Here is a 21,834-nt window from a genome sequence, read left to right as displayed (position 1 = left end):
ATAGACGACACAGCCATCAATGCACACCTCACAACGCGGGTAACGGCACAAAAAAAGCTGCCTACGCAGCGCGCAGACAGCTTGATCACGGTTATCCATTAGCGGGTTAGTGAAGGCGACTTATCAAGCGATTTAAATCGGATTGAATGGCGCCTGCGGTGACATCGCGTCCCGCCCCTGGCCCACGAATGACCAAAGGATTCTCGCGATACCATTGGCTTTCAATCGCAAACACATTGTCACACGGTAATAGATGCGCAAGTGGATGCTCGCTGGGTAGGGTTTCTAGGCTCACATGGGCGTGGCCGTTAACCTCCAAGCGCGCCACATAACGTAGCACTGACCGATTTTTATGCGCTTTGTCTAATCGCTCTTGTAGCGGTTCATCCATTTGGTGTGCATTATCAAGAAAGGCATCCAAAGATAGATCAGCCAGTGACTTAGGCACCAAGGACTCAACCTTTACCTGCTCAGGCTCGAGGGACATGCCCGCTTCACGTGCCAAAATCACCAATTTACGCACCACGTCAGCCCCAGAAAGATCATCCCGTGGGTCAGGCTCGGTTAGGCCTTGCTGCCAAGCCTGCTCAAGCAGGGCGCTAAAGGGGACCTCACCACTGAATTGCAAAAACAGCCATGACAAGGTGCCAGAAAAGATCCCAGACAGTGCAACAATCGTGTCACCACTTTCACGCAGATCTTGCACCGCGTAGTTAATCGGTAACCCGGCGCCCACGGTCGCATTGTAGAGCCAATGGCGCCCGGTTTTGCTAAACGCCTGCTGAATCGCGTGGTACTGCTCGGCGGGTGCGGCGCCCGCCTCTTTGTTGGCGGAGATTAAGTGAAAGCCATGCTCGGCAAGTCGCGGATACAAGTACGCTAATGACTCACTGGCGGTGACATCCAACACAATCACATCGTCATACGGGTGATTCAGTAGACGGGTGAGCCACTCATCATCAAAATAAGGCTCGCAACGCTCGTCAAACCCATCCAACACATGCGTGGCATCAATACCGGCAAAATCAAGCCATTGGTTGCGGCTGTCCACCACTGAAATCAGTGAGACTTCCTTACCATGACGCTTTTCCAAGTGTGCTTTTTGCTCGGCAAAAAGGCTTAGCCAACGAGTACCAATATTGCCTTTGCCCACCAACACCAAGCCGATACGGCGCTGAGCTTGAAACAAGGCATCATGCAAACTGGCAACCAGTGCCTGAGTGTGGACGTGGCGTAGGATAGCAACCAGGCTTAGCCCAGAGGCCGACTCACTGATAAATTCCACCGGCTGTGATTTGAGTTGCTGATAGAAGCCATGGCAGTGTACGGGGTTGTTCACCACGCCTGCCCCAACCGCCGCCACCATGGTAAAGCCTTCACGCAGTTTGAGTTCAGCTGGGAGGCCGGCGTCTTGAATTTGCGCCATTACCAATGCCACGACTTCCGTGGTAAACGCTAACAAAATACGGTACTGGTCGTCTTGGTAATCCGTTGCTAATGGCTGTACTTTTAGCTGTGACAAAATCCGGCTGAGCTCTTGTTTTATCGCTTGAAAATCTTGTCCTCGCGCGACATCAAACTGGAGCAAACTCACCTCATCCAACGCCGTAATGATTTTTGCCCCGCGCCCCGTGGCTAACACGCGTTCAATACGTGTTGATCCGCTATCCGGCGCTTGGGTGCAGCGCAACGTGAGATCGGTGGCACTCTGCGCGACCGGTTGTAAGGTGCGGCTATGTAGCACAGGGGCAGCAAGACGTGCCAGCTCAGCCGCCTCATCCAATCGAATCAAAGGCAGCAAACAGGCATTATCAACATGGCGTGGGTCCGCGCTATAGACCCCGGCGACATCACTCCAAATGGTCACACGGCTCACGCCTGCAAGCGCCCCCAAGACAGTGGCCGAGTAATCGGAGCCATTGCGCCCTAACAGCACTGTTTCTCCCGCTTGATTTTGTGCCATAAAGCCGGTGATCACCACATGCGTATCGCCATGCTGCGAAAGCTGATTTTGCAATAAAGGCCAAGACGCCCCGCGATCTACTTCCGGCTGAGCGGCGCGCTCGGCGCGCAAACATTGGCGTGAGTCTAACATCACCGCGGCACGTCGATGCTGCTTCAATAACTGGGCCAACAGACGCGCCGACCAGACCTCTCCAAAACCTTGCACGTACGCTTTGTCGCTCTCGTTCACGCCCTGATCGCCCAACGACGCAATGGTTGCGATATCGGCATAAAGCGCATCCACCAGCTGCTGCTTGGGTTCACCATCAATCAAGTTCTCAATCAAGTCTTGCTGAAAGGCGCGCACCGCTTGCAAGGTCTCATGCGCCACTCGCCCATCCTTGTCTAACTGTGCTAACCACATGATCAGCTGGTTAGTGGTTTTTCCTGCCGCGGACACCACGATTAAGTCTTGCTGGCTCGCATGCGCGGTCAATACATCGACCACGCGACGATAGCAATCAGGGCTCGCAAGGCTACTGCCACCAAACTTGTGCAATTGGCGTGGTGACTCGGGGGACGTTTCCGTCGGTTGCGCATGCATGGCAAGGTCTCTCTTAATGTCTATCGATCTCGGTAAAGCGGCGCGCACTGAAGCGCAGCCTCTATGGGGTGTCACCCTCTAAACGGGCAAAGGCGTTCGCCAAATCGACAACCAAATCTTGCGCATCTTCTAATCCAATGGAAAAACGCAACAAGGTCGGTGCGATGCCCGCCTCCGCTTGCGCGGCGTCACTCATGGCTCTGTGTGTCATCGAACCAGGGTGCGTCACTAAGCTTTCTACCCCCCCGAGAGACTCGGCGAGGGCAAATAACGTGAGGCCATCAATAAATCGCGCCACACCGGCTTGGTCTGTATCCAATTCTAAGCTCAGCATGCTACCAAACCCCGCTTGCTGGCGCGCAGCAATTTGGTGGCCAGGGTGAGAGGCCAACCCGGGGTAGTAGATTTTCCGCACTGCCGACACCGTTTGCAGGTAGCTGAGTACCGCTTCAGTGTTGTGTTGGTGTTGTTTAACGCGTGCACCCAATGTGCGCAACCCTCGCAGTGTCATATAACTGTCAAATGCATTGCCCGTCGCCCCTAAGCAATTTCCCCACCAAGCCAATGTCTCGGCAAGTTCACTGGTCGCGGCGATCACCGCGCCACCGACAATATCAGAATGGCCATTAATAAATTTGGTGGTCGAATGCACCACCATATCCGCGCCCAGCGCAAAAGGCGTTTGCAAAGCTGGCGATAAAAACGTGTTGTCGACCACCACCCAAGCCCCCACTTGATGGGCTTTTTGGCATATTTCTGCGATATCGACCACGCGTAAGAGTGGATTGGATGGGGTTTCCACCAGCACGAGCTTGGGCTGTTTAGCCAATGCTTGGTCCAACGCATCATGGTCCGATTGATCGACAAAACTTACCTGCCAGATCCCTTGTTTGGCACGCGATTCGAGCAAGCGATAGGTGCCGCCATAACAATCATGTGGGGCGACAATATGCTCGCCAGCCTCCAACAGAGATAGCACCAAGTTTATCGCCGACATCCCGCAGTTGGTCACCACCGCACCTGCGCCCCCTTCTAAGTCAGTCAGCGCTTGTTCGAGCTGCGCACGCGTTGGGTTGCCGCCTCGCGCGTAGTCGTAAGTAGGCACATCACCCAGTGCCGGGAAACGGTAATTGGTCGATAAGTACAGGGGAGGCACCACCGCATGGTGCTGGGTGTCAGTCCCAATTCCGGTCCGAACGGCGATAGTGTCGGTTTTTTTCTCAGTCATGATCTATCCTTGCTAGTCTGGTTTGCGCATGGTGGGCGTGATCCAGGTTTCATACTGCCACCTTACCCTGCGCTTTTTGGGACGTCAACACTTCTAGACGTCTATACCCCTTTGCATGTGGCGGTTAATATAGCTAAAATCTCCGCAGCATCATTCTGGGTATTCCATAATCAAGATAGGTGAGACATGGCGCAGTGGAACGGCGACTACATTAATCCGTATGCCGAACATGGTAAAAAGAAAGAGCAGGTAAAGAAGATCACCGTCTCTATCCCATTAAAAGTACTAAAAATTCTTACCGACGAGCGTACTCGTCGTCAGGTGCAAAACCTCCGTCATGCGACCAACAGTGAGTTGTTGTGTGAGGCATTTCTTCATGCCTACACCGGCCAACCACTACCAACCGATGACGATATCCGTAAGGATAAACCCGACAGCATTCCCGCTGAAGCACGTCGGATCATGGAAGAGCTTGGTATCGAGTTCGACGATAGCGAATACTAAAAAAACCCGCCGATTGGCGGGTTTTCTGTAATGATAGGTGCTCAGCACAGCCTTTTCGGGCTCTATTCCACCGCGCTTTTCCTCACGCTCAAGCATTACGCCTTGTCGAGCATATAGTTTTCTGGCATCTCGATACGAGCCACGCCGGTTTCCACGGCGGCCAGCGCTACCGCGCGGGCAACCTTAGGTAATAAACGCGCGTCCATTGGCTTGGGAATAATGTAATCTGGGCCAAAGCTTAGCGAAGACAAACCGGCGGCGTCTAATACCGTTTGTGGGACAGGCTCTTTGGCTAGGCTGCGAATGGCCTCTACCGCTGCCAACTTCATCGCATCGTTAATTTCACTGGCACGTACATCCAATGCGCCACGGAAAATAAACGGGAAGCAGAGCACGTTATTGACCTGATTCGGGTAATCCGAACGCCCGGTTCCCATGATCAGATCATCGCGCACTTGATGCGCCACATCCGGATGAATTTCAGGATCTGGGTTCGAGCAGGCAAATACCACGGGTTTATCTGCCATCAGCTTCAAGGCGTCGGGTGAAAGCAAGTCTGGACCGGAGACGCCAACGAACATATCCGCGCCCTCAATCACATCTTCGAGGGTACGCTTATCCGTGTTATTGGCAAACAGCTGCTTGTATTTGTTGATATCGTCACGACGCGTATGGATCACGCCTTTACGATCCAACATATAGATTTTTTCCCGCTGAGCGCCACATTTTATTAATAGCTCCATACAGGCAACAGCCGCTGCGCCTGCGCCCATGCACACCACCGTCGCCTCGCGGATATCTTTGCCTTGCAGCTCAAGCGCGTTAAGCATGCCGGCAGCGGTGACGATAGCAGTGCCGTGTTGATCATCATGAAATACAGGCACTTCGCAACGTGCAATTAATTGTTTTTCAATCTCAAAACAATCTGGGGCTTTGATATCTTCGAGATTGATACCGCCAAAGGTATCCGCGATGTTCGCCACGGTATCCACGAATTCATCGATAGTACGGTGTTTGACTTCAATGTCGATCGAGTCCAAGCCAGCAAAACGCTTGAACAATAAAGCTTTACCTTCCATGACAGGCTTAGAAGCCATGGGGCCTAAATTTCCTAGCCCCAAAATCGCGGTGCCGTTTGAGACCACCGCCACCATGTTGCCTTTACCCGTATAGCGGTAAACCGCATCCGCATCTTGCGCTATCTCACGCACAGGCTCAGCAACGCCAGGACTATACGCCAACGCGAGATCCGCGGCCGAGTCAGCAGGTTTGCTCAATTCAACAGAAATTTTTCCGGGAGTAGGGTATGCATGATAATCCAGCGCTTGCTGGCGTTTATCGTCCGACATCTAGTGTTCCTAATTATTATCGTGAAGGGGAAACTAATATCGGCAGGGAAGCGTCACCGATATTAGTCAGACACTCTACAAACCACACAGGGAAGGTTTGTATAATAAAAAAGATGGTAACGCAGGGAGCAAACGTCCACCAGTACTAACAGCGCATTCGCGATGATGCTCGGACCTGTTGTCCGATGACAGGGACGATACGATCAAAAAAGGGACGCTGATGCGTCCCTTCTCTGTATTCAGTCAATAGCGGCTTATTTTTTGCTGCTAAGGGCACCGAAACGCTTCTTAAAGCGGTCAACACGGCCACCGGTATCAAGGATACGCTGCTTACCAGTGTAGAATGGGTGACACTTGTCACACACGTCTAGGTAAATGTCTTTGCCTAGGGTTGTGCTGAACGCGAATTCGTTACCGCAAGAGCATTTTGCTGTGACGGCTTTGTACTCTGGATGGATACCAGCTTTCATAGGGATAACCTCATCTTAAAGGCCGTGTCGCTCTCCCGATCCTAAGCCGGGCACCACACGTCGTTAACAAACATTTTCTAAGGCGCGCAATTCTAATCAAGCGCCCTCTTTTTCGCAACTTTTTTGTGCAATCCGCGTGTCTCTTACGGTGCAACAAGGCTTTGCCAACGTGTGGCTAACCGTTACACTGACATTCCTTCTGGCCAATAAGATGTTGTGATGGAACAGTTTGCTCAGGTGGCTTTGCCTGTCCCTTTGCCGAAAACCTTTGATTACCGTATTGCTGACGATCAGCATCCGATCATCGGAGGGCGCGTCAAGGTGCCGTTTGGACGCCAGCATAAAGTTGGCATCGTTACCGGCTTGTCGCCAACGGCCAGTGTGGAAGCCAGCCAACTCAAAGCGATTGATACCGTACTCGACACGCAGCCGGTTTGGACCCCCGCGGTATACAATCTCCTGCAATGGGCGAGTCGTTTTTACCATCATCCGCTAGGAGATGCGATGGGGGCGGTGATGCCAACCTCGCTGCGTAAAGGACGCCCTGCGACATTGCAGCAACAAAAATGGTGGCAAATCACCGAGTCAGGACAAAACCAACCTCTATCAGGTCTGAGCCGCGCCCCCAAACAAGCCCGAGTGTTGCAGCTTCTCACGCACGGTCCAACCACTCAAGCCGACTTAATCGAACAAGACATCGGCACGCCGGTGCTAAAAACGGTGGCAGAAAAAGGCTGGATCGCGCCCTACTCGCCCCCTTCTCAGGCCAATGCTTGGGTAAAAAACTTTGCGGTGACCGAAGAAAAACCGACGTTAAACCACGAGCAAGCGATGGCGGTTGCCACCCTCAATGCTGGCGATGGTTTTGCCTGCGCGCTATTAGAGGGGATCACTGGCTCAGGCAAAACCGAGGTGTATCTCAATGTGCTTGAGCCGGTGCTCGCACGTGGCCAGCAAGCGCTCATCTTGGTGCCAGAAATTGGCCTGACACCACAAACCATTCGCCGTTTTGAGCGCCGCTTTGCTGTTCCTGTGACCGTGATGCATTCAGGGCTCAGCGATACCGACCGTCTCAACGCCTGGCTGGCCGCACGGGAGAATCAAGCCGCGATAGTGATTGGCACACGCTCAGCGCTTTTTACCCCCATGGCAAAGCTTGGCATCATCATTATCGATGAGGAGCACGACCCTTCCTATAAGCAGCAAGATAGCTTTCGCTATCACGCCCGCGATCTGGCTGTCATGCGGGGGCATGAAGAACAAGTGCCGGTGATCTTGGGCTCGGCAACGCCATCACTGGAGAGCTTACACAACGCAAAAACCGGAAAATACCAGTACCTTAAGCTCACGCAACGTCCTGGTAACGCGGTCACCGCCCGGCAAGGGATACTCGATATCAAAGGCCATCACCTCGAAGCTGGCTTGTCGGCGCCGCTGATTGCTGAAATGCGTCAGCACCTGCAACAAGGTAACCAGGTGATGCTGTTTTTAAATCGCCGCGGTTATGCGCCCGCGATGATGTGTCACGAATGCGGCTGGCTAGCGAACTGCCAACGCTGTGATGCCTACTATACCCTTCATCAACAACACCAAGAGTTGCGTTGTCATCACTGTGGCCACCAAAAACGTGTGCCTCCCCAATGTGGCGACTGTGGTTCTACCCAGCTTATTAGTGTCGGTGTCGGTACCGAGCAACTCGAATCCCAGCTTGGTGAGTTGTTTCCCGAATACAATACCGTTCGCATTGATCGCGATAATACCCGGCGAAAAGGGAGCCTTGAAGGTTACTTGGCCGACATTGAAAAGGGTGAGTATCAAATTCTATTGGGCACACAAATGCTCGCCAAAGGCCATCACTTTCCTAACGTCACCCTGGTCGCCTTAGTCGATGTTGACGGGGCTCTATTCAGTAATGACTTTCGTGCCCCTGAGCGTTTGGCCCAATTGATGGTGCAAGTCGCCGGGCGAGCGGGCCGCGCCAGTAAGCCGGGTACCGTGTTATTACAAACCCACCATCCAGGGCACACCCTGATCCAATCTTTAGTGCATAAAGGTTATCAAGCCTTTGCCGAATCTGCGTTAAATGAACGGCGTCAGGCGTGGCTGCCGCCTTACACGTTTCTTAGTCTCTTTCGCGCCGACGGGCATGAAGAAAACAGTGTCCAGCAGTTTTTACAACAGGTGCGTCAAACGCTGGCTACCTCACCGATTCAACAGGATGAATGCCATATTATGGGGCCTATGCCCGCCGCCATGGCGAAACGCGCGGGTCGCTATCGGTGGCAACTCCTCATTCAAGCGCCCAGCCGAAAAATCATGCAGCAATGGCTCCAAGTGGCGCTCCCGGCCATCCAACAGCTCCCTCTGTCGCGTAAAGTGAGGTGGTCATTAGATGTCGAGCCGCAAGACCTTTCTTAACATTCCCTTGCAGTAAAGCGACAGCAATCACACTTTCATTGCAATAAGTGTTAGCTTGTCCGTGTTTAAATCGGACAAGGCTAGGTAGAATAAGGCCGCAATTGGCTAAGAGAACAGGTCAGACGAGCTAATAACTGTCTGATCTCACAATACAGATAACAAGAGGACTGTCATTATGGCGACAATGAAGGACGTTGCCCACATTGCCGGTGTATCCACAGCAACCGTCTCTCGCGCGCTGATGAACCCTGAGAAGGTCTCGGCCACAACCCGTAAAAAGGTTGAGCAAGCGGTCGTAGAAGCTGGCTATTCCCCTAACTCACTTGCACGTAACCTACGCCGCAACGAGTCCAAAACCATCGTCGCGATTGTCCCAGACATCTGCGATCCTTACTTTAGTGAGATCATCCGCGGGATCGAAGAAGCGGCGATGGAGCACGGTTACCTGGTTTTGCTCGGAGATAGTGCCCAACAACACCACCGCGAAAACTCATTCGTCAACTTGGTTTTTACCAAACAGGCAGATGGCATGCTCCTACTGGGCTCCGATGTTCCCTTTGATGTCAGTAAGCCCGAGCAGAAAAATCTCCCTCCGCTTGTGATGGCGTGTGAGTATGCCCCGGATCTTGAATTGCCGACGGTGCATATCGACAACCTGACTGCCGCTTTTGAGGCGGTCAATTACCTCACCCAAGTCGGCCACACCCGTATTGCCAATATTACTGGGGTGCCGGAAACCGCACTGACGCAATTCCGCTCACAAGGCTATCAGCAGGCCCTGCAACGCGCGGGGATTACAGTCAACCCAGCCTACAGCGTGGTGGGAGATTTCAGTTTTGCCTCTGGGGCGCGAGCCATGACCAATCTATTGTCCCTCCCTGAGCCTCCCACCGCGGTATTCTGTCATTGTGATGTGATGGCCGTCGGTGCCATGCAACAAGCAAAGCGCCTAGGCATGCGCGTGCCGCAAGATATTTCGATTGTAGGGTTTGATGACATCCAATTCGCCGAATATTGCGATCCTCCCCTGACCACTGTCTCCCAACCTCGCTACGACATTGGTCGTCAGGCGATGTTAATGCTGCTCAACACCTTGCAAGGGCGTGAAGTGAATGCAGGATCACGACTTTTAGATGCCAAATTAGTGATCCGTGAGAGCGTTGCCCCACCGTCTCGGTAGTAAGACTGGTCAGCACGAGCCGAAGCCAGTAACATGAGCGCTTTACTGGCTTTTTGAAATTGAATATTTGCTGTGGCAACTCGTGACTACGTAAAACGTGGTAAAGCACCACGTAAAAAAAATACCCGCCGCCAACCACCCAAAGCGCGTGCTCGTTTCCCATTAAAATGGGCGTTGCTTGCCGTCTGCTTGGTTGGCGCGTTTGGTTATGGCCTGTACCTATTAAGTAATACCGACGCGCCCGTGCCTAAACCGGCAACAGACACACAGCCTCAGCCTTCCACGCAGAGCAAGAAGGCACATCTGCCTAAAAAGCCTGAAGAAAAATGGAGTTACATCGAAGAGCTGGAGAGTAAAGAGGTGGAAGTGAAGGCCAAAGCATTGCCGCAATCCACGCGTCCTTACCTGATGCAATGCGGTGCGTACCGCAGTCAAGAGCAGGCAAATGAACGTAAAGCGATCATCGCTTTTCAAGGGCTAGAAAGCCAAATCAAGATAAGCCAAGGAGAAAAAGGCACCTGGTACCGGGTGGTATTGGGTCCTTACCCACGCAAGCGTCAAGCAGAGCGTGACCGTAATATGCTCCGCCGCGCCGGGGTTGAGCCTTGTGCTATTTGGTACTGGGAATAACAGCGCCGCATTTTATCGGCTGGGTCAAGTCTATTCCTTGCCCAGCCTTGATTGAAATCCTTCCTTCTCCCCTTGAAAAGTGAGCGGCAAAGCCCAACCTCTTACATTAATCACCCACCTGGTGTACCAGACACAAAGAAAGAGGTTCCCGTGACTACAATCGTTTCCGTTCGTCGCGAAGGTAAAGTGGTTATTGCTGGCGATGGCCAAGTGTCACTCGGCAATACCGTGATGAAAGGCAATGCCCGAAAAGTCCGTCGTTTGTATAACGGCCAAGTTCTCGCCGGATTTGCTGGCGGCACTGCTGATGCCTTCACCTTATTTGAGCGCTTCGAGCGCAAGCTTGAATTACACCAAGGGCACCTAACCAAAGCGGCCGTTGAACTGGCTAAAGAATGGCGTACTGATCGCGCGCTACGTCGATTAGAGGCCCTACTGGCGGTCGCTGATGAAACCGCCTCATTGATCATTACCGGTAACGGCGATGTGGTTGAACCAGAGCGCGACTTGATCGCCATTGGCTCTGGCGGCAACTATGCCCAAGCCGCCGCCGTTGCTATGCTTGAAAACACGGCGTTAGATGCCCGCGAGATCGCAGAGAAAGCGCTAACCATCGCCGGTGATATATGTGTGTTTACTAACCAGCAGCACACCGTTGAAGAACTCGAGAGTAAGAAACAGGATTAGTGATGTCTGAAATGACTCCACGCGAAATCGTGCATGAGCTTGACCGTCACATTATCGGTCAAGACAATGCCAAACGTGCGGTGGCGATCGCACTGCGAAACCGCTGGCGCCGAATGCAGCTTGCCGAAGAGCTGCGTGCGGAAGTCACCCCGAAAAACATCTTGATGATTGGTCCAACCGGTGTGGGTAAAACGGAGATCGCTCGCCGGTTAGCACGCCTTGCCAACGCGCCTTTTATCAAGGTGGAAGCTACCAAGTTCACCGAAGTGGGTTATGTTGGGAAAGAGGTGGAAACCATTATTCGCGATCTGGCGGATGTGGCGATGAACATGACCCAGCAGCAAGCGATGGAAAAGGTAAAATTCCGCGCTGAAGAACAAGCTGAAGATCGTATCCTCGATATCTTGCTGCCACCCGCACGCGACGCATGGGGCCAAAATGAGGCCAGCCAAGAGGACTCTTCAACACGGCAAAGCTTCCGTAAAAAATTACGCGAAGGCCAGCTTGATGATAAAGAAGTGGAAGTCGATGTCGCCGCCCCACAAATGGGGGTGGAAATCATGTCGCCACCAGGCATGGAAGAGATGACCAACCAGCTTCAAAGCATGTTCCAAAACCTCGGTGGCAACAGCACCAAAAAGCGTAAGATGAAAATCAAAGACGCCATGAAAGCGCTGACCGAGGAAGAAGCCGCCAAGCTGGTTAACCAAGAAGAAATTAAAGAGCAAGCCATCCACATGGTGGAGAACAACGGCATCGTTTTCGTGGATGAAATCGATAAGATCTGTAAGTCAGGTAACACCAGTGGTGGCGAGGTGTCTCGCGAAGGGGTGCAACGCGATCTCTTGCCATTGGTTGAAGGCAGCACAGTGTCCACCAAACACGGTATGATCAAAACCGATCATATTCTGTTTATCGCCTCAGGCGCTTTCCAAGTATCACGTCCGTCTGATCTGATCCCGGAATTGCAAGGGCGCTTGCCCATCCGTGTTGAGCTTGAAGCGCTATCCACCGATGACTTTAAGCGGATCCTCACCGAGCCAAATGCGTCGCTCACTCAGCAATATACCGCACTGCTAAAAACCGAAGAGATTGATCTGGCGTTTGAGGAAAGTGGTATTGATGAGCTGGCCTCTGCCGCGTGGCGGGTGAACGAGAAAACCGAAAACATCGGCGCCCGTCGCCTGCATACCTTGATGGAACGCTTGATGGAAGAGGTCTCATACGACGCCAGCGAACGCGCCGGTCAAAGTGTCACCGTTGATGCGGATTATGTCCGCCGCCACCTCGAAGAGCTGGTTGATGACGAAGACTTGAGTCGCTTCATCCTCTAAACGAGCTCGAGACCGCAACACTAGGGCAGCAAACGCTGCCCTTTTTTGCATCAAAATTTGAGCTAGCGCAACAGCAAGTCGGATTTCAGCCGACAATGGGTTACTCCTCCCCTGGCTTGCGCAATAATGGTGACATCGTTTTTTCGTCTTGAGGATCGCTATGCGGCCTTCTACTCTCGCGATATGGCTGGATGCGGCGCGACCTAAAACGCTACCGCTGGCCGTTACCTCGATTTTGTCCGGCAGTGCGGTCGCTGCCTCGCAAGGGAGCCTGTCATGGTCAATCAGCTTGATGGCGCTCGTCACTGCCCTATTGCTGCAGATCCTGTCTAACCTCGCGAACGACTATGGTGATGCGATAAAAGGCACGGATAACGCGACGCGTATCGGTCCCATGCGCGCGATCCAATCCGGCCAAGTCAGCCTGACCACCATGCGCCGCGCGCTCATGCTTAATATTGGTTTAACCCTACTCAGTGGTGGGTCACTGATTGCGATTGCCTGCCAACAGCCGACTGACATTATTAGTTTCTTGCTGCTCGGTGTGATGGCGATTGTCGCGGCCATTACCTACACCGTGGGCAACAAGCCGTATGGCTATCGCGGTTTAGGAGATGTGTCGGTGCTGATCTTCTTTGGTTGGCTCGGGGTGGCAGGCACTTATTATTTACAGGTCGGCCACATTGATTCCTTGGTCATTTTACCCGCGACGGCGTGTGGCTTATTAGCGGTCGGCGTACTCAATATCAATAATTTACGAGATATTGATAACGATCGCGCGTGTGGTAAGCATACCTTAGTGGTGCGTTTAGGCCCGGAGCGCGGACGTCAGTATCATGTGATTTTACTGGCCGGGGCGGTTGCGTGTTATTCCTTATTTGCCGCCCTCACCTTGCAAGCCTGGTTGGGTTGGTTGTTCCTTGCCAGTGTGCCCTTACTGGTGCGCCATGGGCGTGACGTTTACCAAGCCACCAATGCCAACGCCCTGCGTCCCATGATGGGAACCATGGTGCGTTGTGCACTGATCACCAATGGCCTGTTTATGACCGGTATGCTGTTAGTCTAATCAGGCCACAGATTGTCCGCTTTAACATTGCAAACCCTTATGGGCTCGTTATACTTGGACTTGCCATGTTGGCAACACTAGCTTGCCAGCCTTTTTCTGCCTCAACAAGAAGTTAGACTATGGAATATAATACCTCGGAACTATGCGACATGTACCCCGAACACGTGGATGTCGTGGAGCCAATGTTTAGCTCTTATGGGGGCCGCAGCTCGTTTGGTGGCCAAATTACCACAGTAAAATGCTTTGAGGACAATGGGTTAATTCGTGAAATGGCCGAACAAGACGGCGAGCAGCGAATTATGCTGATTGATGGCGGCGGTTCGTTACGTCGCGCCCTTATTGACGGCGAGATTGCGCAGCTTGCCGCTGACAACGACTGGGCTGGCATGATTGTTTATGGGTGTGTCCGTGATGTCGATACCATTGATGAAATCGATATCGGCATTCAAGCACTGGCTTCAATTCCTGTGGGGGCTGACGAGCAAGGTGTCGGTGAAACGGACGTGCCAGTGAACTTTGGCGGCGTTACCTTCTTGCCTGATGATCATGTCTATGCCGACACCACCGGCGTGATCCTTTCACCTGATGCGCTGACCATGGCAGACGCGGACATCGATGAGGCGGAAGACGACGACTGACTCGTCGCCTGACACCGAATAGCAAAACAGAGCCAATTGGCTCTGTTTTTGTTTATTCGACGTTCTCAATCTTACCTAACAAGCTCCGGATGCGATCTTGCCATGCTTGCTGCTCGTCGCGCAGTTTGGCGTTTTCCTGCTCAAGCTGCTCACGGCGCTCTTTTTCCGCGACGGCATCTTGCTCGAGTGACCCGTTCTTTTCTTTGAGCTCTTCGATTTCCATTTGTAGCAGCGAAATGGTATCCACCGCCATTTGTACTTTAGCTTCGAGTTGTTCTAATACTTCCAATGACATCAAGGCCACCTTATTTCTGACGATTGATCCCGTTACTGCCTAATGTGCAGCAACCCGTGCAACTGAACGTGCACCCCGGCTTTATTGTACTCAGGTGATACCAGACTGCCACTGTTCTCGCTACCTGCCCGCGTACAAGTGCGCAAAAATGCAGCGCCTTTTGTCATCACCGTTTCAGATTCGGCAAAAACACCCGACCTGACCCAACGCAAACGTTTTCTCTTTCTGGTAGACTTGCGCGCAAATTGGGCTAAGGCCTGTCTTAATGTGGCTGACATTTCCGGAGTACTGATGAAACGTGATCTCGCATTGGCTTTCTCGCGTGTGACCGAAGGCGCAGCATTGGCTGGGTACAAATGGCTGGGACGAGGAGACAAGAACGCGGCCGATGGCGCGGCTGTTGAAGTAATGCGCACCTTACTTAACCTCACCGATATCGACGGTGAAATCGTGATAGGGGAAGGTGAAATCGATGATGCCCCGATGCTCTACATTGGCGAACACGTCGGGTTGGGTGGCGATGCGGTCGATATTGCCGTTGACCCGATAGAAGGCACACGAATGACGGCCATGGGGCAAGCCAACGCGCTCGCGGTGCTCGCCGCCGGCGAGAAAGGCAGCTTTTTGAAAGCCCCTGATATGTACATGGAAAAACTGGTTGTCGGCCCCGACGCCAAAGGCGCGATTGACCTCAGTAAACCTTTAATCGATAACCTTGAGCGCATTGCGGTGGCGCTGGATAAAACACTCGATACCTTGGTGGTGGCCACCTTGGCCAAGCCACGCCATGATGAGATCATTGCCACCATGCAGGCGAAAGGGATCCGCGTCTTTGCGTTTCCCGATGGGGATGTGGCGGCCTCCATTCTGACCTGTATGCCTGAAAGTGAAGTGGATGTGATGGTTGGCATTGGCGGTGCGCCAGAAGGCGTGGTGTCCGCAGCCGTGATCCGGGCGCTGGGCGGCGATATGCAAGGGCGATTGCTACCACGCCACGACGTGAAAGGGGATACCCCAGACAACCGCTTGCTCGGTGAACAAGAAATGACACGATGCACGCAAATGGGGATTGCCGCTCATCAGGTGTTAACGCTATCGGACATGGCCAGCAGTGATAATGTGGTATTTGCGGCGACCGGGATCACTAAAGGCGATCTGCTCGATGGCATTACCCGACACGGGGATTTAGCCACCACTGAAACCTTGGTGGTACGCGGACAGTGCCGCACCATTCGTCGGATCCGCTCGACCCATTATTTAAGCCGCAAAGATGCGGCGATCAAACCGCACATCCTGTAACCTCAGTGGCCGTGAATACGGCCCTTGACTGGTCAAGCCCGTCGATTTCGATTACCCTTTTATAAATAGTTTACTTTATTTATTTGCGACGACACGATTGGGGTAATCGAAATCGAATCATGAAGTCCACTGACCGCATTCTACACACCATCAAACGCGAAGGCAGCGTAAGTGCGAAAGCCTTGGCTGATGAGCTTGGCATGACCACCATGGGCGTACGTCAACATTTGCAAAGCTTAGAGCGCGATGGCTTGGTCGACTTTGAGGATATCCGCGCCAAAGTGGGCAGACCTTCTCGTCATTGGTCCCTAACCGCCCATGGTCACCGCCGCTTTGCCGACAGCCACCATGATTTATCGATTACCCTTATCGATTCCGTGCAAGACGTGTTTGGCGAGCAAGGTGTTGCAAAAGTCATTGCTCAACGTGAAGCCGCCACCTTTGCCCAATATCAAGACGCGCTCAAAGATTGCGATAATTTAGAGGCTAAATTGCGAACCTTGGCGTATCTTAGAGAGAGCGAGGGATATATGGCCGAGCTTCATCAAGACGGCACCGACTATATACTGATTGAACATCACTGCCCTATCTGTCATGCAGCGAAGTCCTGTCCGGCATTATGCCGCTCAGAAATCCAGTTATTCCGCCACCTACTCGGTGAGGCCTACCGGGTCGAACGCGAAGAGCATATCGTCTCTGGACAGCGCCGCTGCACATATCGTATTGGAGAGAAGACGTGAGGAGGTAATATGGCCACTTGGATCAAGGCTGAGGTAGTGGAGAACCAACATTGGACAAAGGATCTCTTCAGCCTGGTGTTATCCGCCCCTGTCGAGCCGTTTAAGGCAGGCCAATTCACAAAACTCGGCATGGAGATCGATGGTAAGTTGATCCAGCGTGCCTACTCGTTCGTGAATCCTCCACAAAGTAAATACTTAGAAGTCTATGCCACGCGTGTCGCCGACGGGATAATGTCACCCCGCCTCCATGCACTCGAGCCAGGCGACAGCGTGATGATCACGCAAGATCCGGCCGGCTACTTTACCCTCGATGAAGTGCCACAAGGCCAACACCTTTGGATGTTTGCCACTGGGACGGCAATCGGCCCTTACATCTCACTGATGGAACAAGGCGATCTGTGGTCACGTTTTCGTAAAGTGATACTGGTGCATGCGGTACGCTTCGCCGCCGATTTAACCTACCAAGCACGCATTAACGCGCTGCAAGAGCAATACCCTGACCAACTAGTGGTGCAGCCATTTGTCAGTCGTGAGCCGACCGCGGGTGCGCTCTCTGGGCGTGTGACCCACGCACTAGAGGATGGACTACTCGAACGGGTGGTTGGTCTGCCCCTCACGCCTGAACACAGCCAAGTGATGCTGTGTGGCAACCCCGCCATGGTCAAAGAAGTGAAAACACTCTTGGAAGGCAAAGGACTCAGCAAAAACCTGCGCCGTAAGCCAGGCAACGTCACCACCGAGCACTACTGGTAAGCCGCTCCCCTGCTTTGCTGACACGCATACGGTAAAGCAGGGCATTTTTATCGACGAGAATTAACCACAAAAACCAATTCGGATTCAGTCGATTGCCCCCGCCTCCGTCTGCATCTCCATTCAGGCCGTCAATATAGCCAGACACCGCTTATTTGATCCCCTCCAGCCCCCGGCTCATAGTTAGATTAACGCTTTGGTAACACGATCAGATGATCGGCGGCGTGTAAGGAGTAAGCGATGAAGACCCTACCCTCTTTTGACGAATTGGCGGCACTGGCTGAGTCAGACCCGCATGCATTAGAAGCGCTGAGACTGACAATGAGTGAAGATGTTATCGCTAATGCCTCATATGCCACCCAGCCTCAACTCCACGCGATGTTAAGCCACATCAATCGAATGATTGACCATGGTAAAAACCCGCTTCACGTTAACATGATGTTGTTCCAGGCACTCACGCGCCAGTACTCACGCTTTGCCACCGCCTTTACGGCCCCGGAAGAGTTGCGCAGTCATCAAGCAGACATTATGGACTTTCGCGTCGGCCAAGCCGCCAGAAAAGCGACAGCCGATGCACCCGAGCGTCCAAGCTAGGTTTACATCGCTTGCTTGTCGCCCACCCACTTACGATAGCTGTTAGTGTCCATATCACGCACTTCTACCGTTAGGCTGCTCACATGACCGGCGTGCTCGCGAAGCGGGCCGGTGAGTGCGTCACTAATCGCCGCTTTTTGAGTGTCACTGCGCCCGGCAAGCAAACGAAACTCAACATGGACAAATTCACTGCGGTCTGACTGGGCACCAACCCGCCACACACCACAAGGAACAGCACGTGATTTTAAGGCCTCGGGATCGAAGCTCCCCGTCGCAATCGCGGCACGATGAAGATCATCCACCAGTTGATCAATATTGACGCGCTCTGCCAGTGCGTCTGTGTATTCCATCACGAGATGGGGCATAAAACCTCCCTCCATTATCATCGTCAGCCTGCATAGTGCCGAAACGTTGCGTACTGCACGAGCGCATGGCTCACACTTTCGTCCGTCTCTCGCCGCCATTATGATGAAAATTTACTACCTTAAGGTTCCCTTTTACGCCTAAAACGGGTAAAAACGAAAGCATTCTCGCCATTCTATGATTTTAAACAGAGAAGGCCGCGCTACAATAGACTACCTTCTTTACACCTTTTGACTTCAAATCAACTAAACCGCGGAGGAATTCCTATGCGCCGTCCATTGGTAATGGGTAACTGGAAACTCAATGGCAGCAAAGCCATGGTCACTGAACTGCTTAACGGCCTGAACGCCGAACTACAAAATGTTGAAGGCGTCGACGTTGCCGTTGCACCACCGGTGATGTATTTGGCACAAGCCGAGCAACTGCTGGCTGACAGTGCCATTAAACTCGGTGCGCAAAACGTAGACATCAATAACAGCGGCGCATTCACCGGTGATATCTCTGCAGACATGCTGAAAGACTTTGGTGCCACGCACATCATTATCGGCCACTCAGAGCGTCGTGAATACCATCAAGAGTCTGACGAGTTTGTGGCAAAGAAATTTGCTTTCTTGAAAGAAAATGGCCTCACGCCTGTATTATGCATTGGTGAGTCTGACGCACAGAATGAAGCGGGTGAAACGCTGGCCGTTTGTGCTCGCCAACTGGATGCAGTGATCCAATCACAAGGTGTTGAAGCCTTGAACGATGCCGTGATCGCTTACGAGCCTATCTGGGCTATCGGTACGGGTAAAGCGGCAACCGCGCAGCAAGCACAAGATATCCATGCTGCAATCCGCAAGCACATTGCATCTTACAGTGAATATGTCGCAAGCAAAGTGGTGATTCAGTACGGTGGCTCTGTGAAAGCAGGCAACGCGGCTGAGCTATTCGCGATGCCGGATATCGACGGCGCGCTAGTTGGCGGTGCCGCACTTGACGCCGCTGGCTTTGCAGCGATTGCCAAAGCCGCGGCTGAGGCGAAAAACGCGTAAATTACGCGCCGAAGACAAAAAAGATCCACGCCCTCAGCCATCGCTGGGGGCGTTTTTTATTGCGCGCCATTAAAACCAAACTGCCGCCACGCTTCATACCCAATAATCGCCACGGCGTTAGAAAGGTTAAGGCTGCGTGCCTCTGGCTGCATCGGAATGCGTAACCGCTGCGCGTCGGGTAACGCTTGGATCAGCGCATCGGGTAACCCTCGGGTTTCGGGGCCAAATAGCAACACATCACCCGCTTGAAATTGCGCCTGAGTATGAAATTGGGTTGCTTTGGTGGTACACGCAAAGATCCGTCGGCCAGCCATTGCTTTTGCAAACGCCGCATAGTCCTGATGACGCGTCACACGCGCCAGATCGTGATAATCCAACCCCGCGCGACGGACTTTCTTTTCGTCAAGATCAAAGCCTAAGGGCTCAATCAGATGTAAGTGCGCGCCGCAATTAGCACACAGACGAATAATATTGCCCGTATTCGGTGCAATTTCAGGCTCATAGAGCGCAATATCAAACATGGCAGTGACCTGCAAAATCCAGCAAAGGCGGTATTGTCGCAACCGCTTTTCGATTGCGCAATATTAACTACATGGCCAATATAAACACACCGCCAGTCCACCTTGTGGGCGATTGGCCGCGTTAACCTGGCCACCGTGCTGTTGAATCGCTTGTGCGGTAATCGCCAGCCCAAGTCCTGAGCCGCCACTTTGGCGATCACGCGCGGCCGATACCCGATAAAACGGGCGAAAAATGTCTTTTAACATGCTGTCTGGCACCCCAGGTCCATCATCGTCAATGGAGAGGCAGAGCTGTCCCTCGTCTCGTTCCATGGTGATGCGAATTTGTTGGTCGGCATAGTGAATGGCATTGCGTAATACGTTATCTAAAGCACTACGCGCCAGGCGCACATTAACGGTCAGCATGGCATCTGGGATCCCATTGCTGGTGACCTGCTTACCTTGTTGGCCTGCTTCAAATTGGGCATCCTCTATCACTGTTTGCCACAAGGCATCGGCACTGATTCTTTCTCGCTCGAGATGCCCTTGGGATTGTAAACGTGACAAGGTCAGTAACTCGCTGATCAACGCCTCTAGTTGGCTCGCCTCTTGCTCAATCCGCGCTAACGCCTCGCTGTCCCCCAGCTCACGTACCGCCAAGGCACGCGCCATCTGCAGACGGGTGAGTGGCGAACGTAACTCATGGGAAATATCTGAGACCAATTGCTGCTGTCCGGTCACCATCTGATTAAGCGCGGTGACCATTTGGTTAAACCCCCGCCCTGCGTCGCGAAACTCCCGCGGACCTCGCTCAAGATCAGGATCGGTCACCAATTCACCGTGCGCCACCCGTTGACTTGCCGCCTGAAAGCGCCGAGCAGGGCGCGTTAAAGTATACGCTAACCACAATAATAAAGGCGTGCTCACCAACATGGTCACACCCAATAGATGCTCCGGTTTTTCCAATATTTTGAGGACAAAGGGCAGCCTAGGCTGCCAGCGTCTGGCGTGGTAAAAACGGCCTGCTTCACGTGAAGTCACAATCGGAAATGGCCCTGCCAGCATGTGACGATGATAGAGGCGTTGCATGGGCTCGGCAGTGTCTGACGTCCGTGACATAAAGTGGCGCAACTCGCGAGGAAGCGAGTCGAGCGGTGCGCTGTCAGGCACCCAGTAGAGCTTGTAGGGAGTGCGACGGTGTCCATGATGTTGATTTTGCCGTGCAACCAACACGGAAAGCGGTATATCGCGACCTTGCGCGACGGCCATCAATTTCTCAATCTGAGCTTGTATGCGCACCTTTTCTGGGGATGGGATCGCATGCAGGCTACGCGGATCACCACGCTGCGCCCACATCACCGCGGCTAATACCACCAGCAACGTAAGCCAGAAAATAATAAAAACCCGACCGTATAAGCTGCCGAGAAAAGGCACCTGCGCCCAACGTGCCCCAGCTCGTTGTCGCCACGTCGCTAATCGACCCATAAGTAACCCTTACCTCTCAAGGTCTTGATCCTTGGCTTGCCATCAAGGCGCTCAGGCAGTTTTTTGCGCAGATTGGAAATGTGTACATCGACTGCCCGATCAAACGGCATTAAGCGTTTACCGAGCACTTGTTCGCTAAGCAAGGCTTTGCTCACCACTTCGCCTGGGTGATGAAGTAAACAGGCGAGCATTTCGGTTTCCATCCCCGTTAGCTCCACGGGTCTGTCTTGACAGAGGGTTTCCAGCCGGCGTGGGTAGACCCGCACGTCATGATGGGCGAGGACAGGTTCCTCGTCCGATTGCGTCGGCTCGACACCCTCTCCCTGCGTCCGGCGTAAAATCGCTCGCATTCGGGCAAGCAGTTCACGATCACTAAAGGGTTTAGCCAAATAGTCGTCCGCGCCTAATTCTAGCCCCATCACACGATCCACTTCCTCACCTCGCGCAGTGAGCATCAAAATCGCCACGTTTGAGGTCGCGCGTAGCTGACGCAAGGTTTCCATCCCGTTGAGCACAGGCATCATCACATCCAGCAAAATGATATCGGGCGGTGACGCATTCGCCATCTCCAAACCCACTTGGCCGTTATCCGCGCAGCGCACCGAAAACCCCTCCAAGGACAGCAGTTCGCTGAGAAGGTCCGTTAACGCTGTGTCATCATCGATGATTAAAACCTGATACATGCTTTTACACTCACTCCCAAGGTGGCGTGTTTGTGACAC

21 protein-coding genes and 1 pseudogene are annotated in these 21,834 nt (G+C 53.0%); 13 read left to right on the top strand and 9 right to left on the bottom strand.

Going from position 1 to position 21,834, the window contains the following annotated elements; all coding sequences use genetic code 11:
• Positions 1 to 106: 106 nt before the first annotated feature.
• Positions 107 to 2,548, bottom strand: coding sequence for a bifunctional aspartate kinase/homoserine dehydrogenase II (locus BZG23_RS09920; RefSeq protein ID WP_077606826.1), 2,442 nt, complete (start codon positions 2,546 to 2,548; stop codon positions 107 to 109).
• Between the two features lie 61 nt (positions 2,549 to 2,609).
• Positions 2,610 to 3,776, bottom strand: coding sequence for a cystathionine gamma-synthase (gene metB / locus BZG23_RS09915; RefSeq protein WP_077606825.1), 1,167 nt, complete (start codon positions 3,774 to 3,776; stop codon positions 2,610 to 2,612).
• A 186-nt stretch (positions 3,777 to 3,962) separates the two neighbouring features.
• Between metB and metJ the strand changes: the two genes are divergently transcribed.
• Positions 3,963 to 4,280 carry a met regulon transcriptional regulator MetJ gene (gene metJ / locus BZG23_RS09910; RefSeq protein ID WP_046074738.1) on the top strand — a complete coding sequence of 106 codons (318 nt, stop codon included), beginning with the start codon at positions 3,963 to 3,965 and terminating at the stop codon, positions 4,278 to 4,280.
• Between the two features lie 95 nt (positions 4,281 to 4,375).
• Here the strand turns inward: metJ and BZG23_RS09905 are convergent, their stop codons facing one another.
• Both BZG23_RS09905 and rpmE read right to left on the bottom strand, forming a co-directional pair.
• Positions 4,376 to 5,629, bottom strand: coding sequence for a malic enzyme-like NAD(P)-binding protein (locus BZG23_RS09905; protein ID WP_046074737.1), 1,254 nt, complete (start codon positions 5,627 to 5,629; stop codon positions 4,376 to 4,378).
• A 254-nt stretch (positions 5,630 to 5,883) separates the two neighbouring features.
• Positions 5,884 to 6,099, bottom strand: a complete 216-nt coding sequence (gene rpmE, locus BZG23_RS09900) for a 50S ribosomal protein L31 (protein WP_046074736.1) — start codon at positions 6,097 to 6,099, stop codon at positions 5,884 to 5,886.
• A gap of 216 nt (positions 6,100 to 6,315) precedes the next feature.
• Between rpmE and priA the strand changes: the two genes are divergently transcribed.
• The 7 genes and pseudogenes from priA (at position 6,316) to rraA (ending at position 14,052) form a co-directional block, all read left to right on the top strand.
• Positions 6,316 to 8,517: a primosomal protein N' gene (gene priA / locus BZG23_RS09895; RefSeq protein WP_077606824.1), complete on the top strand. Its 2,202-nt coding sequence runs from the start codon at positions 6,316 to 6,318 to the stop codon at positions 8,515 to 8,517.
• 169 nt (positions 8,518 to 8,686) lie between these two features.
• Positions 8,687 to 9,697, top strand: a pseudogene (gene cytR / locus BZG23_RS09890) (DNA-binding transcriptional regulator CytR); the annotation flags it as partial.
• 72 nt (positions 9,698 to 9,769) lie between these two features.
• Positions 9,770 to 10,327 carry an SPOR domain-containing protein gene (locus BZG23_RS09885; RefSeq protein WP_077606823.1) on the top strand — a complete coding sequence of 186 codons (558 nt, stop codon included), beginning with the start codon at positions 9,770 to 9,772 and terminating at the stop codon, positions 10,325 to 10,327.
• 150 nt (positions 10,328 to 10,477) lie between these two features.
• Positions 10,478 to 11,014: an ATP-dependent protease subunit HslV gene (gene hslV / locus BZG23_RS09880; protein ID WP_069361883.1), complete on the top strand. Its 537-nt coding sequence runs from the start codon at positions 10,478 to 10,480 to the stop codon at positions 11,012 to 11,014.
• Positions 11,015 to 11,016: 2 nt separating this feature from the next.
• Complete coding sequence (gene hslU / locus BZG23_RS09875) at positions 11,017 to 12,348, top strand: HslU--HslV peptidase ATPase subunit (protein ID WP_077606822.1); 1,332 nt, start codon at positions 11,017 to 11,019, stop codon at positions 12,346 to 12,348.
• Between the two features lie 160 nt (positions 12,349 to 12,508).
• A complete protein-coding gene (locus tag BZG23_RS09870) occupies positions 12,509 to 13,414 on the top strand; it encodes a 1,4-dihydroxy-2-naphthoate polyprenyltransferase (protein WP_077606821.1) in 906 nt (301 codons plus the stop codon).
• 119 nt (positions 13,415 to 13,533) lie between these two features.
• On the top strand, positions 13,534 to 14,052 hold the full coding sequence (gene rraA / locus BZG23_RS09865; protein WP_046074729.1) for a ribonuclease E activity regulator RraA: 519 nt from the start codon (positions 13,534 to 13,536) through the stop codon (positions 14,050 to 14,052).
• Positions 14,053 to 14,104: 52 nt separating this feature from the next.
• Here rraA and zapB read toward each other — a convergent pair whose 3' ends face one another.
• The gene (zapB, locus tag BZG23_RS09860; protein ID WP_046074728.1) at positions 14,105 to 14,347 is read right to left on the bottom strand and encodes a cell division protein ZapB; all 243 of its coding nucleotides are present in this window, start codon (positions 14,345 to 14,347) and stop codon (positions 14,105 to 14,107) included.
• A gap of 291 nt (positions 14,348 to 14,638) precedes the next feature.
• Between zapB and glpX the strand changes: the two genes are divergently transcribed.
• The 4 genes from glpX to BZG23_RS09840 all read left to right on the top strand — a co-directional run bounded on the left by glpX (position 14,639) and on the right by BZG23_RS09840 (position 17,730).
• On the top strand, positions 14,639 to 15,646 hold the full coding sequence (glpX, locus tag BZG23_RS09855) for a class II fructose-bisphosphatase (RefSeq protein WP_077606868.1): 1,008 nt from the start codon (positions 14,639 to 14,641) through the stop codon (positions 15,644 to 15,646).
• 119 nt (positions 15,647 to 15,765) lie between these two features.
• A complete protein-coding gene (locus tag BZG23_RS09850) occupies positions 15,766 to 16,386 on the top strand; it encodes a helix-turn-helix transcriptional regulator (protein ID WP_046074727.1) in 621 nt (206 codons plus the stop codon).
• A 9-nt stretch (positions 16,387 to 16,395) separates the two neighbouring features.
• The gene (locus tag BZG23_RS09845; RefSeq protein ID WP_046074726.1) at positions 16,396 to 17,139 is read left to right on the top strand and encodes a ferredoxin--NADP reductase; all 744 of its coding nucleotides are present in this window, start codon (positions 16,396 to 16,398) and stop codon (positions 17,137 to 17,139) included.
• 237 nt (positions 17,140 to 17,376) lie between these two features.
• A complete protein-coding gene (locus tag BZG23_RS09840) occupies positions 17,377 to 17,730 on the top strand; it encodes a DUF3135 domain-containing protein (RefSeq protein WP_077578243.1) in 354 nt (117 codons plus the stop codon).
• A 2-nt stretch (positions 17,731 to 17,732) separates the two neighbouring features.
• On the opposite strand, the gene BZG23_RS09835 is transcribed toward BZG23_RS09840, so the two are convergent.
• Complete coding sequence (locus BZG23_RS09835) at positions 17,733 to 18,095, bottom strand: 5-carboxymethyl-2-hydroxymuconate Delta-isomerase (RefSeq protein WP_077606820.1); 363 nt, start codon at positions 18,093 to 18,095, stop codon at positions 17,733 to 17,735.
• 264 nt (positions 18,096 to 18,359) lie between these two features.
• Between BZG23_RS09835 and tpiA the strand changes: the two genes are divergently transcribed.
• Entirely contained in the window at positions 18,360 to 19,127 is a 768-nt protein-coding gene (tpiA, locus tag BZG23_RS09830) for a triose-phosphate isomerase (RefSeq protein WP_077606819.1), read from the top strand.
• 56 nt (positions 19,128 to 19,183) lie between these two features.
• On the opposite strand, the gene BZG23_RS09825 is transcribed toward tpiA, so the two are convergent.
• The 3 genes from BZG23_RS09825 to BZG23_RS09815 form a co-directional block, all read right to left on the bottom strand.
• A complete protein-coding gene (locus tag BZG23_RS09825; protein WP_046074722.1) occupies positions 19,184 to 19,648 on the bottom strand; it encodes a tRNA (cytidine(34)-2'-O)-methyltransferase in 465 nt (154 codons plus the stop codon).
• Between the two features lie 63 nt (positions 19,649 to 19,711).
• Complete coding sequence (gene cpxA / locus BZG23_RS09820; RefSeq protein WP_077606818.1) at positions 19,712 to 21,112, bottom strand: envelope stress sensor histidine kinase CpxA; 1,401 nt, start codon at positions 21,110 to 21,112, stop codon at positions 19,712 to 19,714.
• Positions 21,100 to 21,795 carry a response regulator gene (locus tag BZG23_RS09815; RefSeq protein ID WP_046074720.1) on the bottom strand — a complete coding sequence of 232 codons (696 nt, stop codon included), beginning with the start codon at positions 21,793 to 21,795 and terminating at the stop codon, positions 21,100 to 21,102. Before BZG23_RS09815 ends, cpxA begins: the two co-directional genes overlap by 13 nt.
• Positions 21,796 to 21,834: the final 39 nt, after the last annotated feature.

It is taken from the genome of Salinivibrio sp. ML290 (genome assembly GCF_001995695.1).
GTDB lineage: Bacteria > Pseudomonadota > Gammaproteobacteria > Enterobacterales > Vibrionaceae > Salinivibrio > Salinivibrio siamensis.
The sequence above is the reverse complement of the archived record's forward strand: the minus strand, read 5'-3'. Positions and strand labels throughout refer to the sequence as shown.

Excerpts from the sequence above, each read along its gene's own strand:
- cpxA (WP_077606818.1), bottom strand. The coding sequence starts at position 21,112 with ATGGGTCGATTAGCGACGTGGCGACAACGAGCTGGGGCACGTTGGGCG.
- BZG23_RS09870 (WP_077606821.1), top strand. The coding sequence starts at position 12,509 with ATGCGGCCTTCTACTCTCGCGATATGGCTGGATGCGGCGCGACCTAAA.
- BZG23_RS09835 (WP_077606820.1), bottom strand. The coding sequence starts at position 18,095 with ATGCCCCATCTCGTGATGGAATACACAGACGCACTGGCAGAGCGCGTC.
- tpiA (WP_077606819.1), top strand. The coding sequence starts at position 18,360 with ATGCGCCGTCCATTGGTAATGGGTAACTGGAAACTCAATGGCAGCAAA.
- glpX (WP_077606868.1), top strand. The coding sequence starts at position 14,639 with ATGAAACGTGATCTCGCATTGGCTTTCTCGCGTGTGACCGAAGGCGCA.
- metJ (WP_046074738.1), top strand. The coding sequence starts at position 3,963 with ATGGCGCAGTGGAACGGCGACTACATTAATCCGTATGCCGAACATGGT.
- rpmE (WP_046074736.1), bottom strand. The coding sequence starts at position 6,099 with ATGAAAGCTGGTATCCATCCAGAGTACAAAGCCGTCACAGCAAAATGC.
- BZG23_RS09845 (WP_046074726.1), top strand. The coding sequence starts at position 16,396 with ATGGCCACTTGGATCAAGGCTGAGGTAGTGGAGAACCAACATTGGACA.
- BZG23_RS09840 (WP_077578243.1), top strand. The coding sequence starts at position 17,377 with ATGAAGACCCTACCCTCTTTTGACGAATTGGCGGCACTGGCTGAGTCA.
- BZG23_RS09905 (WP_046074737.1), bottom strand. The coding sequence starts at position 5,629 with ATGTCGGACGATAAACGCCAGCAAGCGCTGGATTATCATGCATACCCT.
- rraA (WP_046074729.1), top strand. The coding sequence starts at position 13,534 with ATGGAATATAATACCTCGGAACTATGCGACATGTACCCCGAACACGTG.
- BZG23_RS09920 (WP_077606826.1), bottom strand. The coding sequence starts at position 2,548 with ATGCATGCGCAACCGACGGAAACGTCCCCCGAGTCACCACGCCAATTG.
- BZG23_RS09815 (WP_046074720.1), bottom strand. The coding sequence starts at position 21,795 with ATGTATCAGGTTTTAATCATCGATGATGACACAGCGTTAACGGACCTT.
- BZG23_RS09850 (WP_046074727.1), top strand. The coding sequence starts at position 15,766 with ATGAAGTCCACTGACCGCATTCTACACACCATCAAACGCGAAGGCAGC.
- zapB (WP_046074728.1), bottom strand. The coding sequence starts at position 14,347 with ATGTCATTGGAAGTATTAGAACAACTCGAAGCTAAAGTACAAATGGCG.
- metB (WP_077606825.1), bottom strand. The coding sequence starts at position 3,776 with ATGACTGAGAAAAAAACCGACACTATCGCCGTTCGGACCGGAATTGGG.
- BZG23_RS09825 (WP_046074722.1), bottom strand. The coding sequence starts at position 19,648 with ATGTTTGATATTGCGCTCTATGAGCCTGAAATTGCACCGAATACGGGC.
- hslU (WP_077606822.1), top strand. The coding sequence starts at position 11,017 with ATGTCTGAAATGACTCCACGCGAAATCGTGCATGAGCTTGACCGTCAC.